The sequence below is a fragment of the Streptomyces sp. NPDC104313 genome, assembly GCF_055583985.1.
On record NZ_JBVJMW010000002.1, the window covers coordinates 155,425 to 167,849 of the forward strand.

10 protein-coding genes and 1 pseudogene are annotated in these 12,425 nt (G+C 72.5%); 4 read left to right on the forward strand and 7 right to left on the reverse strand.

The window, feature by feature from the left end:
- Positions 1–22: 22 nt before the first annotated feature.
- Positions 23–1,366: a M20/M25/M40 family metallo-hydrolase gene (locus ACZ60Q_RS04630; RefSeq protein WP_469628347.1), complete on the reverse strand. Its 1,344-nt coding sequence runs from the start codon at positions 1,364–1,366 to the stop codon at positions 23–25.
- Positions 1,359–2,192 (reverse strand): M55 family metallopeptidase, encoded by an 834-nt coding sequence (locus ACZ60Q_RS04635; RefSeq protein WP_469628350.1) that lies wholly within the window; start codon positions 2,190–2,192, stop codon positions 1,359–1,361. The genes ACZ60Q_RS04630 and ACZ60Q_RS04635 overlap by 8 nt, the downstream gene beginning before the upstream one ends.
- 314 nt (positions 2,193–2,506) lie before the next feature.
- Here ACZ60Q_RS04635 and ACZ60Q_RS04640 point away from each other — a divergent pair, with 314 nt between their 5' ends.
- Entirely contained in the window at positions 2,507–2,710 is a 204-nt protein-coding gene (locus tag ACZ60Q_RS04640; RefSeq protein ID WP_469628352.1) for a hypothetical protein, read from the forward strand.
- Between the two features lie 116 nt (positions 2,711–2,826).
- Here ACZ60Q_RS04640 and ACZ60Q_RS04645 read toward each other — a convergent pair whose 3' ends face one another.
- Complete coding sequence (locus ACZ60Q_RS04645; protein ID WP_469628355.1) at positions 2,827–3,831, reverse strand: aldo/keto reductase; 1,005 nt, start codon at positions 3,829–3,831, stop codon at positions 2,827–2,829.
- Positions 3,832–3,960: 129 nt separating this feature from the next.
- Between ACZ60Q_RS04645 and ACZ60Q_RS04650 the strand changes: the two genes are divergently transcribed.
- On the forward strand, positions 3,961–4,893 hold the full coding sequence (locus tag ACZ60Q_RS04650) for a LysR family transcriptional regulator (protein WP_469628358.1): 933 nt from the start codon (positions 3,961–3,963) through the stop codon (positions 4,891–4,893).
- Positions 4,894–4,969: 76 nt separating this feature from the next.
- Here ACZ60Q_RS04650 and ACZ60Q_RS04655 read toward each other — a convergent pair whose 3' ends face one another.
- The 3 genes and pseudogenes from ACZ60Q_RS04655 to ACZ60Q_RS04665 form a co-directional block, all read right to left on the reverse strand.
- Positions 4,970–7,453 carry an MFS transporter gene (locus ACZ60Q_RS04655; RefSeq protein ID WP_469628361.1) on the reverse strand — a complete coding sequence of 828 codons (2,484 nt, stop codon included), beginning with the start codon at positions 7,451–7,453 and terminating at the stop codon, positions 4,970–4,972.
- A 248-nt stretch (positions 7,454–7,701) separates the two neighbouring features.
- Complete coding sequence (locus ACZ60Q_RS04660) at positions 7,702–8,145, reverse strand: SRPBCC family protein (RefSeq protein ID WP_469628364.1); 444 nt, start codon at positions 8,143–8,145, stop codon at positions 7,702–7,704.
- 87 nt (positions 8,146–8,232) lie between these two features.
- Positions 8,233–8,620, reverse strand: a pseudogene (locus tag ACZ60Q_RS04665) (VOC family protein).
- A 122-nt stretch (positions 8,621–8,742) separates the two neighbouring features.
- Between ACZ60Q_RS04665 and ACZ60Q_RS04670 the strand changes: the two are divergent.
- Positions 8,743–9,774 carry an Rv2578c family radical SAM protein gene (locus tag ACZ60Q_RS04670; protein WP_469629509.1) on the forward strand — a complete coding sequence of 344 codons (1,032 nt, stop codon included), beginning with the start codon at positions 8,743–8,745 and terminating at the stop codon, positions 9,772–9,774.
- A 155-nt stretch (positions 9,775–9,929) separates the two neighbouring features.
- A complete protein-coding gene (locus ACZ60Q_RS04675) occupies positions 9,930–11,516 on the forward strand; it encodes an alpha/beta hydrolase (RefSeq protein WP_469628366.1) in 1,587 nt (528 codons plus the stop codon).
- 147 nt (positions 11,517–11,663) lie between these two features.
- Here the strand turns inward: ACZ60Q_RS04675 and ACZ60Q_RS04680 are convergent, their stop codons facing one another.
- Positions 11,664–12,236 carry an adenylosuccinate lyase gene (locus ACZ60Q_RS04680; protein ID WP_469628369.1) on the reverse strand — a complete coding sequence of 191 codons (573 nt, stop codon included), beginning with the start codon at positions 12,234–12,236 and terminating at the stop codon, positions 11,664–11,666.
- Positions 12,237–12,425 lie beyond the last annotated feature (189 nt).

Sequence of the window (12,425 nt, forward strand, 5' to 3'; positions counted from 1 at the left end):
GCGCGGATCGGTCGGCAGGTGGTCAGGCGGTGCGCAGGTAGTGGTCGAGCACGCGGACGCCGAAGTGGAGGGCGTCGACGGGGACGCGCTCGTCGACGCCGTGGAAGAGTCGCTGGTAGTCGAAACCGACGGGCAGCTTCAGCGGGGTGAAGCCGTAGCCGGTGATGCCGAGGCGGGAGAACTGCTTGGCGTCGGTGCCGCCCGACATGCAGTACGGGACGGTGTGCGCGTCCGGGTCGAACCGCTCGACGGCGGCGCGCAGCTTGGCGTACGTCGGGGAGTCCACGGGGGCCTCCAGGGCGGTCTCGCGGTGGTAGAACTCCCAGGAGACCGAGGGGCCGGTGAGCCGGTCCAGGGTCGCGTGGAACTCGTCGTCGCCGCCGGGGACCATGCGCCCGTCGATGAAAGCGGCGGCGTGGCCGGGGATGACGTTGACCTTGTAACCGGCGTCCAGCATCGTCGGGTTGCTGCTGTTGCGAACGGTGTTCTCGACCAGGGACGCGGCCGGGCCGAGCTTGCCGAGGAGTTGGGCGACGTCGAAGCCGGGGTCGTCCAGATCGGCGGTGATGCCGTGCAGCGCGGCGATCTCGGCGATCGCGGCGCGTACGGTCGGGGTGAGACGGATGGGCCACTCGTGCTCGCCGATCCGGGCGACGGCGGCGGCCAGGGTGCTCACCGCGTTCTCCCGGTTGACCTTGGAGCCGTGCCCGGCCCGGCCCTCGGCGGTCAGCTTCAGCCAGCCGGTACCGCGCTCGCCCGCCGCGATCGGGTACAGCGAGAGACCGTCGCCCGCGTGGAAGGTGAAGGCCCCCGACTCGCTGATGCCCTCCGTACAGCCCTCGAACAGCTCCGGGTGCTGATCGGCGAGGAAGCCGGAGCCGTCGGCCGCGCTGTCCTCCTCGTCCGCCGTGTACGCGATGACGATGTCGCGTCGGGGGTAAAAGCCCTCGCGGGCCCAGCCGCGTACGACGGAGAGGACCATCGCGTCCATGTTCTTCATGTCGACGGCGCCCCTCCCCCACACGACTCCGTCGCTCACCTCGCCGGAGAAGGGGTGCACGCTCCAGTCGGCGGGCTCGGCGGGCACCACGTCGAGGTGGCCGTGGACCAGCAGCGCGTCGGCCGACGGGTCGGTGCCGGGGATCCGGGCGACCACATTGGTCCGGCCGGGGGTCCGCTCCAGCAGGGTCGGCTCGATTCCGGCGTCGGAGAGCCGCTCAGCGACGTACTCGGCGGCCGGACGCTCCCGGCAGTCGCCGCCGCCCCGGTTGGTGGTGTCGATGCGGATGAGTTCGGAGGTGAACGTCACCACCTCGTCGAGGGCCTGCCGGTCGACGGGTCCGAGCAGGTCGGGGGCCTCAGCCATACTGTTCCTCCACAGCGGCCGACACGATCGTCGTCACCGCCTTGAACGTGCGAATTCCTTCGTACATCGTCGCGCTGGTGTACGCGACGCGCCTCTCCCCGCTCGGCGCCACGCCGGGGACCACGGTCGCCGCTGCCGCCAGATGTTCGGCGTCGAACTCCAGCTCCACGGTGAACGTCTTCCCGGTGACCGGGTCCCGACGCCCCGCGAGCGCGGTGGCCGCCTTCGCCGCCGCCCTGATGTCGGTGGCGGTACGGGCCGGGGTGCGGCACACCGCGGCGTACCGGGAGACGTAGTCCTTGACGGCGACCTTCCGGGCGTCGGGGGCGTATCCCTGCGCGTCCACGCAGGTCAGGTCATCGCCGGTGACGAGAACGACGGGCACGCCGTACTCGGCGGCGACATGCGCGTTGAGCAGCCCCTCGCTCGCGCGGACCCCGTTCAGCCAGACGCCGGTGATGGAGTTGGCGAGGTAGGTGTGGGCGAGGACGCCCTCCGTACCGGCTCCGGTGTGGTAGCCGACGAAGGCCACCGCGTCCACGTCGCCGTGCTGGATGCCCTCCACCATGGACAGCGACTTGTGCTTGCCGGTGAGCATGCGGACCCGTTCGTCCATGTGCTCCAGGAGCAGATTGCGCATCGACCAGTGGGCCTCGTTGACCAGGACCTCGTCGGCGCCCCCGTCGTGGAAGCCGAGGGCCGCCGCGTTCACGTCGGAGGTGAACATCGACCGGCAGCGCTCCCACTGCGGCGTCCCCGGCAGCACGTCGGCCGGCCAGGTCACTCCGGTGGCGCCTTCCATGTCCGCGCTGATGAGGATCTTCATGCCGCCACACCGTACGCGCCGTGAGCGGCGTGGGCCAGGGAGGGGCGGCCCGTCAGAGGTCCGGTCCGCCGAAGATCCCTCCAGTGGTCTCTCCGATGGTCCTGTCGTTGCTCCTGTCCCTGCCCCCGCCGGTGGCCCTGCCGCTGCCCCCGCCGGTGCTCCTGCCGGTGCTCCTGCCGGTGGCCCTCTTCGGGCGCCCGGGGCGAACACTATGAACGCAATGCGCGCGGGGCTTCTCCCCCGGATGTGGCGCTTCCTAGCATTCCGGCATCCCGGCGCACACTCGCGCCGGGCAGACAGCCAGGAGCCGCCCCGTGAACTCCCCCCACATGCCCGCCCCCGTACGGCCGCTGTACCGCCGCCACCGGTTCCGCTCCGCCGCGCCGGCCGCCGCGGTCGCGGCCCTGCTCCTCGGCGCGGCCGGCGAGGCACCGGCGGCCCCCGCGGTGCCCGCTCCGGCCGGGGCGGGCACCGCATCCGACTGCCCGGCGGCGTCGGCCGGAAGGGCGCGGTGCTAGACGGGAACGGGGCGCACGACGCCATGGTCTGCTCACTGTGCCTGAGCACGGACAAGGCCGGCGAGCATGTCCTGCCGGCCGCACCGCCCGGTCCGCCCTCGCGGGCCTGACCGGCGTCAGCCCGTCCTCGCTCCCCTCAGCAGCTCCTCGATCCGGGACAGCTCGTCCTCGGTGAACTCCAGGTTGGCGACGGCCCCGATGCTGTTCTCCAACTGGGCGACGCTGCTCGCGCCGACGACGGCGGAGGTGACCCGGCCGCCGCGCAGCACCCACGCCAGGGCCAGCTGCGCGAGCGACTGGCCGCGCTCCTTCGCCAGCGCGTCGAGCCCGCGCAGCCGCTCCACCAGCGCTGGGGTGACGGCGTCGGCGGTCAGGAAGGGGCTCGCGCCCGCCGCCCGGGACCCTGCCGGGATGCCGTTCAGATAGCGGTCGGTGAGGATGCCCTGCTCCAGCGGCGAGTAGGCGATGGACCCGGCGCCCAGCTCGTCGAGGACGTCCGGCAGTCCGTCGTCCTCGATCCGGCGGTCGAGCATCGAGTAGCGGGGCTGGTGGATGAGCAGCGGAGTACCGAGGCTCTTGAGGATCGCGGCGGCCTCACGGGTCTGCGCGGCGGAGTAGTTGGAGAGACCGGCGTAGAGGGCCTTGCCCTGCCGTACGGCGGAGTCGAGCGCGCCCATCGTCTCTTCGAGGGGTGTCTCGGGGTCGGGCCGGTGGGAGTAGAAGATGTCGACGTACTCGACTCCGAGGCGCTTCAGGCTCCGGTCGAGGGAGGAGCGCAGGTACTTGCGCGAGCCCCACTCCCCGTACGGCCCGTCCCACATGTGGTAGCCGGCCTTGGTGGAGATGACGAGCTCGTCGCGCAGGTGGGCGAAGTCGGTGGCCAGGGCGCGGCCCAGGGTGAGTTCGGCGGAGCCGGGGGGCGGGCCGTAGTTGTTGGCGAGGTCGAAGTGCGTGATGCCGAGGTCGAAGGCACGGCGCAGGACGCGGCCCTGTTCCTCGGGCGTCCTGTCGCCTCCGAAGTTGTGCCAGAGCCCGAGGGAGAGCGCGGGCAGCAGCAGACCGCTGCGGCCGGTGCGCCGGTAGGGCATGGCGGAGTAACGGTCGGCGGACGGCAGGTACATACGGGCTCCGCGGGAGGGGTACGGGGGTGGCGTGCCGGGACCGGCACGCACCCGGCCCAGGCTTCCTCAGATGGATCCAGCAGTCCAACAGGAGATTCCGCTCGGATTCATCGCCTAGATTGCTCAATCATGGAACTACGTCAGCTGGAGCACTTCGTCGCCGTGGCCGAGGAGCAGCACTTCACCCGCGCCGCCGAGCGCCTCGCCGTGTCGCAGTCCGGTCTCTCCGCCTCGGTACGGGCGCTGGAGCAGGAGCTGCGGACCCCGTTGTTCAGCCGCACCACGCGCACGGTCCGGCTCACCGAGGCCGGGCGGGCGCTGCTGGTGGAGGCCGAGCGCACGCTGGCGGGCGCGCGGGCGGCGCGGGACGCGGTCGACGCCGTACGGGGGCTACTGCGCGGGACGCTGACGGTGGGGGTCGAGCAGTGCGTGGCGGGGGTGAGCCCGGCGCGGCTGCTGGCAGCGTTCCACCGGGAGCATCCGCAGCTGGAGCTGAGGCTGCGCCAGGAGGGCACCAGCAGCCTGCTGGACGGGGTGGCGGGCGGACGTCTCGACCTGGCGTTCGCCGCGACGGTCAGGCCGGCGGAGTGGCGCGGGGAGCTGGTGCCGCTGGCCCGGGAGCCGATGGTGCTGTTGTGCGCGGCGGGGCACGCGTTCGCCGGGCGGCCGGAGGTGGGGTGGGAGGAACTGCCGGGGGCGTCGTTCATCGACTTCCATCCGGACTGGGGCCCCCGGCGGGCCGCCGACGAGGCGTTCGCGGCGGCGGGGGTGCGCCGGACGGTGGGCCTGGAGGTCAACGATGTGCACAGCCTGCTGGAGTTGGTGCGGGAGGGGCTGGGAATCGCGGTGGTGCCACACCACTTCTCCCGTAAGCCGGAAGCGGCCCGGCTGGTCGCCGTGGAGCTGACGGGCGCCCGCCGGCCGGTGTACGAGAGCGTGGTGGTGCTTCCGGCGGCGCGGAGCCTGAGCCCGGGGGCCCGGGCGCTGATGCGGCTGGTGCGGGAGGACCCGGTGCGGGAGCCGGCCGGCGAGGACCCGGTGCGGGAGCCGATGCGGGGCTGAGCCCCGGAGCCTCACCGGCCCGGTCCCCGGCCCGCTCCCGTAGGTCTCGGTCCCGTAGGTCTCAGTCCCGTGCGTCTCAGTCCTCGTGGCCGAGCTGGAGATCGCGCTCGGTGCGGCCGCCGCCCGCGACCTGGAGGACGGTGGCGACCGGAGGGTATCCGGCGGCGATCACGGTGTACTCGCCGGACGACAGGTCGACGAACCGGAACGATCCGTCGGGTCCGGTGGTGAGGGTGTCCACCACGTTGCCCGCCGCGTCGAGCAGGGTGACCCGGGCGTCCTCGACGGGGCGCCCGCCGGTGGCCCGGACGACACCGCGCAGGACGGCCCCGCCCGCCAGCTCGATGTCCTGCCGGGTCTCCCGGGCGGCCTGCACGCTGACCGGGAGGGCGGCGGGCCGGAAGGCGTGGGCGCTGGCGGCGAGGGTGTACTCGCCGGCGACCAGTTCGCCGATGACATAGCCGCCCTCGCGCCCGGTACGGGTGGAGGCGACGACCTCGCCGCGCACGTCGGTCAGGGTGACGGCCGCGTCGTGCACGGGGGCCCCGTCGGGGGTGAGGACGGATCCGGCGAGGCGGCCGGCGCCACCGAGCACCACGTCCAGCTCGACGGGGCGCTCGCCCACGGTGACGCTGACGGCCTGCGGCTGGTGTCCGCCCGCGGCGGCGATCAGGACGTAGGAGCCGGCGCCGGGGACGCTCAGCGCGTACCGCCCGTCCTCGCCGCTGGCCCCGCGCCCGATCTGCCGCCCCTGGACGTCGATGAGGGTGAGGGCGGCGCGGGGGACGGAGGTGCCGTCGGGGTGCTGGACGCTCCCGTGGACCGGGACGCCGGAGAGGTAGCCGGCGGTGGGCCGGCCGGAGGCGGCGCGGGCGGCGGGAATCGGGGCGGCCGTGGTCTCGGCGGTGGCTTCGGGGCTGTGGTGGGACACCAGCGGTTTCTCCTTGAGGAAGAAGGCGAGGATCAGGCCGAGCACGAGCACCGGCACGAGGTAGAGGAAGATGCGCGGCATCGCGTCGACGTACGCCTGGATGTAGGCGTCGCGCAGCGCGGGTTCCATCGCGTGGACGATCTGTGGGGTGATCGACTCGGGGTCGGGCAGCTCGGCGCCGGCGGGCAGGCGTACGCCGAGGGCGTCGGAGAGCCGCCCGGCGAACAGCGTGCCGAAGATCGCCGCGCCGACGCTGCCGCCGATCTGCCGGAAGTAGTTGTTGGCGCTGGTGGCGGTGCCGAGGTCCGAGGGCCGTACGGAGTTCTGCACGGCGAGCACGAGCACGGACATGACCAGTCCGATGCCGATGCCGAGGACGCCCTGGTAGAAGCTGTACGCCAGGGGTGAGGTGTCCGCCTCCAGCAGGGACAGCAGCCACATGCCGACCACCGAGACGGCGCTGCCGAGGATCGGGTAGATCCGGTAGCGGCCGGTGCGGGTGATGAGCCGGCCGGAGACGATGGAACCGCCGACGATGCCCATCATCATCGGGAGCATCAGCAGCCCGGATTCGGTGGCGCTGGCTCCGTCGACCATCTGGAGATAGGTGGGGAGGTAGCCGGCGGCCCCGAAGAGCGCGACGCCGACGACCGCGCCGACCAGACCGGTGACGTTGAAGACGGAGTCGCGGAACAGCCGCAGCGGAATGATCGGTTCTGCGGCCCGGTGTTCGGCGGCGACGAAGAGCACGGCCGTGACGACCGCGCCGGCCGCGAGCCCCAGGATGGTGCGCGAGCCCCAGGCGTACTCGGTGCCGCCCCAGCTGGTGACCAGGACGAGACAGGTGGAGGCGACGGCCAGGAGCACCGCGCCCAGGACGTCGAGCCGGGGCCGGACGGCGGGCCTGGGCAGTTTGAGGACGACGGCGATGACGGCCAGGGTGACCAGGCCGAAGGGGACGTTGACGTAGAAGCACCAGCGCCAGGAGGCGTGGTCGGTGAAGAACCCGCCGAGCAGGGGGCCGGCGACCGAGGCGAGGCCGAAGACCGCTCCGATGAGGCCCATGTAGCGGCCACGCTCCCGGGCCGGGACGATGTCCGCGATGATGGCCTGGACGCCGATCATGAGGCCGCCGCCGCCGATGCCTTGGACGGCGCGGAAGGCGATCAGCTCGTCCATGGTGCGCGACCGGCCCGCGAGGGCGGAGCCGATGATGAAGACGACGATGGCGAACTGGAAGACGCCCTTGCGGCCGAAGAGGTCGCCGAGTTTGCCGTAGAGCGGCAGGACGATGGTGGAGGCGAGGAGGTAGGCGGTGACCGCCCAGGACATCTTCTCCAGGCCGTGCAGCTCACCGACGATCTTCGGCAGGGCGGTGGCGACGATCATCTGGTCGAGCGCCGCGAGCAGCAGGGTGAGCATCAGCCCGAGGAAGACCAGGCGTACCTTGCGGGGGCTGATCCCCGCCGCGTCCGGGCCGGGTACCGGGCCCGCCGGAGGGGGCGGTGCGGCGGGGAGTTCGGCCGTCGCCGCGGTGCCGTCCGAAGTCGGGCCGTCCGGTCCTCCCGGGCCCGCCGGTCCTCCCGGGCCGTCCGGCTCGTCCTTCACCAGCGTGATACCACCCACCACGTAACGCTCCCCTCGTCGCACCTGCGCCGCCCATTTCTCGCATCGCGCGGCGAGGCGGGGCAAACGTGACGAGGGGCGTACGCGGCGCGCACGGAGGACTTATGGGCCGGTGGGAGGTGCTACGGCGCACAACCGCCCACTCCGGAAAACCACCCGTTCCGGTGAGGCCGGCCGTCCCGCGGAGGCCGGGCCCGTCCGGCCTCCGGTACGGGGAAGGTGAGCCGGAACCCCCCCGTGGCCGGTCGTTCCTACTTCTCGACCTCGGTGGCGAGGTTCTGGAGCAGCTCGTCGTAGATCCGGCCGAGGCCCTTGGGTGCGAAGGTCCGCTCGAAGAAACCGCCGATGCCACCCGCGCCGTCCCAGACCGTGGTCACGACGGCCCTGGACTTCCCCTCACCGGCCGGGGTGACGGTCCAGGTGGTGACCATGGAGGAGTTGCGGTCCTTCTCGACGAGCTGCCCGTCGGTCGGCTCGCTGACCTCCAGCAGGCAGTCGCGGACGCGCTTGCTGGTCGCCTGGAGCTTCCAGTGCACGAGGCTGCCCTCGCCGTCGCCGCCCTCCCGGACCTCGTACTCGCTGAAGTGCCCGGTCAGCACCTTGCCGCGGACGTCCTTGTAGTCGGCCAGCGCGTCGAACACCGCCTCCGCGTCCGCCGCGATGATCCGCTCCGTGGTGGCCTCGACCTGCGCCATGGCTGTTCCTCCAGCACTCGGTTGTTCGGTGGGTGAGCTGAGCCAACCACCTCGGGCACAGCCGCTCAAAATCGGGGCCGTCCGGGTTCAGGGGCGGCGCTCCGCGAGAACACAGAACTCGCTGCCCTCCGGGTCGGTGAGGACGGCCCAGCTCGCGCCGCCCTGCCCGACATCGGCGCGGCGGGCGCCCAGGCCGAGCAGCCTGCGGACCTCATCGCCCTGTTCCCGGTCGTTGGGACCGACGTCGATGTGCAGCCGGTTCTTGACGCTCTTGCCCTCGGGCACCCGCGCGAAGTTCAGCCCCGGCTCCACGGAGCCGGGGCGGTCCTCCGCTTCGGTCGCCGCGCGCGGGGCCGATGGTGACGACGCCCTCGTCCTCGTCCCGCACTCCGTAGTCGAGGATCGAGCACCAGAACCGGGCGAGGGCGGCGGGGTCGGCGCAGTCGATCGCGAGCTCGGTGAACCTCCTTGCCATGGTCAGGACCTCCCGGTCACATAGCTGCCCATCAGCGACTCACACGCTGGTCGTGGGCCCACCCCGCACGATCAAGGGAACACGTGTTCTATTCTGTGGTGAGTGCTACCGAGGAGGCGTCCATGCGCTGGGACCATCTGGTCGAGAAGAACCCGAAGGCCGGGAACAGCGCGCTCTTCGCCGCGGACGCGGTGACCACGCGCACGTTCGACACCCCCGAATTCCGGGGCATCACCTTCCACGAGATCCGGGCCCGCTCGATCCTGAACCGGGTGCCCGGCGCCTCGCGGATGCCGTTCGAATGGACGGTGAACCCGTACCGGGGCTGCACGCACGCCTGTGTGTACTGCTTCGCCCGCAAGACCCACAGCTATCTGGACCTGGACACCGGCATCGGCTTCGACTCCCAGATCGTCGTCAAGGTCAACGCCGCCGAGCTGCTCCAGCGGGAGCTGGGTTCCCGGCACTGGCGGGGCGAGCACGTCGCCATGGGCACGAATGTCGACTGCTACCAGCGGGCGGAGGGCCGGTATCGGCTCATGCCGGGCATCATCACCGCCCTGCGCGACCGGGCGAACCCCTTCTCCATCCTCACCAAGGGCACGCTGATCCTGCGGGACCTGGAGCTGCTGCGGCAGGCCGCGGCGGTCGCCGAGATCGGCGTCTCGGTCTCCGTGGGCTTCACCGACCGGGAGCTGTGGCGGACGGTCGAGCCGGGCACCCCCTCCCCCGAACGCCGGCTGGACGTGGTGCGCGCGCTCACCGACGCGGGGATCGGCTGCTCGGTCCTGATGGCCCCGGTCATCCCCTTCCTCGGCGACCGCCCGGAGCAGCTACGCGCCACCGTCGCCGCCATCGCGGACGCGGGGGCGGACTCGGTGACCCCGCTGGTGCTGCATCTGCGCCCCGGCGCGCGCGAGTGGTACCTGCACTGGCTGGGGCAGCACCATCCTCAGCTGGTGGAGCGCTACGAGCGGATGTACGCGGACGGGGCGTACGCCCCCACCTGGTACCAGCGCCGGATCACACGTCAGGTGCACGAGCTGGCGGACGAGTTCGGGATCGGCCCGGCGCACCGGGGCGAGGCCCGGCGGATCGCCCCGGCGCCGGCGGCCGCATCGGAGCCGGGCCCCACCCAGCTGACCCTGCTGTGAGGTCCGGGGCGGAGTCCGGGCGACCGGCCGCAGGGCCGATGGCGTGACCGTACGGGTCGACTCCGCGCGGAACAGGTCCTTCCGCAGGGGTATTCGGGGAGCATGCGGCGGGGACCGGTGATCCGGCGCCGCGTCCCGCCACCCCGGGAGGCCCCATGACGAAACGTGCAGGAATTCTGGTCGCCGTCGGTGCGACCGTCGCCGGTCTGCTGACCGCCGCGCCCGCGCCGGCCACCGCCACCGCGGCGAGCACCCCGCCCGCCCCGAAACCGAAGTGGACGAACTGTCCGACCGACAGCTACCCGACACTCCAGTGCGCGAAGGTCCGCGCCCCGCTGGACCACCGCCGCCCGTCGGGCCGTCAGATCACGCTCGCCCTGTCCCGCGTCCCGCACACCGCGAAGACCTTCCAGGGCCCACTGCTGGTCAACCCGGGCGGCCCCGGTGGCAGCGGCCTGTCGATGGCCGGGTTCGTGGCGTCCTCGCTCCCGGAGAAGGTCGCCGCGCAGTACGACGTGATCGGTTTTGACCCGCGCGGGGTCGGCAGGAGCACCCCGGCCCTGAACTGCCTGCCCGGGCACTTCGATCCGGTGCGCCCCGACACGGTGCCGGACTCCGCCCGCGCGGAGCGCGTCAACCGCGACCGGGCGGAGTCCTTCGCGCGGTCCTGCGGCGAGAAGCACGGCGACGTGCTGCCGTACATGGACACGGTCAGCGCCGCCAAGGACCTCGACGTGATCCGCCGGGCGCTGGGCTCCCGGCAGATCAACTACTTCGGCTACTCCTACGGCACCTACCTCGGCGCGGTCTACGCCAAGCTGTACCCGGAGCGCGTGCGCCGCCTGGTCCTGGACTCGGTCGTCGACCCGGACGACGTCTGGTACGAGGGCAACCTCGGCCAGGACCACGCGTTCGACGACCGTCACAAGGCGTTCGCCGCCTGGGTCGCGAAACACGACGCCGCGTACGGCCTGGGCACGGACCCGGCGGAGGTCGAGGCCGCCTGGTACCGGATGCGGGCGGACGTGGCGCGGGAGCCGGCGGGCGGCACGGTCGGCGCGGGCGAACTGGAGGACACCTTCATCCCCGGCGGGTACTACAACGGCTACTGGCCCTACCTCGCCGAGGCGTTCGCCACGTACGCGAAGACCCGGGACGCCGAGGCGCTGGTCGAGGTGTACGAGAACTTCGGCACGGTCGACGCGAGCGGTGAGAACGGCTACTCGGTCTACACGGCCGTCCAGTGTCGCGACGCCGGCTGGCCCGAGCACTGGAGCACCTGGCGCACCGACAGCCGCCGGATCCACAAGAAGGCGCCGTTCATGACCTGGAACAACGCCTGGTACAACGCGCCGTGCGCGAGCTGGCCGGTGGCGCCACTGCGACCGGTCCGGGTGGACAGCGACCGACTGCCCCCGGCGCTCATCCTCCAGGCCACGGACGACGCGGCGACCCCGTACGGCGGTGCGGTCAGCATGCACCGCAAGCTGAAGGGCTCCAGCCTCGTCGTGGAGGAGGGCGGCGGCAACCACGGCATCTCGCTGAGCGGCAACGACTGCCTGGACGAGCACCTGGCGACGTACCTCACCGACGGAACGGTCCCGCGCGGCCGGGGCGAGGCGGACGCGGTCTGCGCAGCCCTGCCGGACCCGAAGCCGCTGCCCGCCGAGAAGGCGGCGGCCCAGTCGGTGGACAACAGCAAGGGCAGCCGTCTGCACGGCCTGCTCGGCTTCCGCCACTGAGCGGCACGGGCCGCCCGCGCACCCGGTGCCAGGCGGGCGGGCGCACGGGCGGTCCCGCGGGTAACGGGTGCGTACACCGGGGAACGGGTGCGTACGGCGGGGAACAGGGGTGTCGTACGCCCGGGAGCAGGAGTGCCGTCCACCCGCTCACTCCCCCGGCAACCGCCTGAGCGCCTCCGCCGCGGCCGTGCCGAGGCGTGGGTGCGGCAGGGCCGCCGTGAGGACCGGGCGGGCCTGTTCGTCGGCGAGGCGGCCGAGTCCCTCGACGCAGGCCAGGGCGACGCGCCAGTGCGGTTCGCCGGGGGCCAGCAGGCGCTGGAGGGTGGCGACCAGGGCGGGGACCGACTCGGGGGCCCGCAGGTCGGTCAGCAGGCGCACCGGGTGCAGGGCGTAGGCGGTGCGCAGGGTGTTGGTGGCGAGGGCGGCGGCCGCCCTCGGGGTGCGGGGGTCGCCCAGTCGGGCCAGGGCGTGGGCGGCGGAGACGCAACGTCCGGGGTCGCGGTGGTTCAGCAGCAGCACCAAGGCCTCGAAGGCCCGCCGGTCGCCCGCGCAGCCGAGCCGGAAGGCGGCTATCTCGCGGGCCCACAGGGGGCGGTGCGGCTCGACGAGGACCCCGGCCAGCTCCTCGGGATCCTCTGCGGCGACGAGCCGGGTGTACTGCGGCGACCCGGCCGCCTCGGGTTCCAGCCGGTCCATGAGTGAACGGAACTCCTCATCCATGACGCTCAGCGTATCGACGGACACAGTCCGTACGGGTCGGCATCGAGGAGTTCATGTGGCCCAGGGCACAAGGACCCAGGGGTGGCGCGCTCGTTACCCGCCGGTTAATCTCATCTGAGCGGGACACGCTCCCCGCAGGCTCCGGTGGCCTGGTGACGCAGCCATCCGGAGTGCTTGTCGGTTCGGCTT

Excerpts from the sequence above, each read along its gene's own strand:
- ACZ60Q_RS04650 (WP_469628358.1), top strand. The coding sequence starts at position 3,961 with ATGGAACTACGTCAGCTGGAGCACTTCGTCGCCGTGGCCGAGGAGCAG.
- ACZ60Q_RS04660 (WP_469628364.1), bottom strand. The coding sequence starts at position 8,145 with ATGGCGCAGGTCGAGGCCACCACGGAGCGGATCATCGCGGCGGACGCG.
- ACZ60Q_RS04645 (WP_469628355.1), bottom strand. The coding sequence starts at position 3,831 with ATGTACCTGCCGTCCGCCGACCGTTACTCCGCCATGCCCTACCGGCGC.
- ACZ60Q_RS04675 (WP_469628366.1), top strand. The coding sequence starts at position 9,930 with ATGACGAAACGTGCAGGAATTCTGGTCGCCGTCGGTGCGACCGTCGCC.
- ACZ60Q_RS04635 (WP_469628350.1), bottom strand. The coding sequence starts at position 2,192 with ATGAAGATCCTCATCAGCGCGGACATGGAAGGCGCCACCGGAGTGACC.
- ACZ60Q_RS04670 (WP_469629509.1), top strand. The coding sequence starts at position 8,743 with ATGCGCTGGGACCATCTGGTCGAGAAGAACCCGAAGGCCGGGAACAGC.
- ACZ60Q_RS04680 (WP_469628369.1), bottom strand. The coding sequence starts at position 12,236 with ATGGATGAGGAGTTCCGTTCACTCATGGACCGGCTGGAACCCGAGGCG.
- ACZ60Q_RS04630 (WP_469628347.1), bottom strand. The coding sequence starts at position 1,366 with ATGGCTGAGGCCCCCGACCTGCTCGGACCCGTCGACCGGCAGGCCCTC.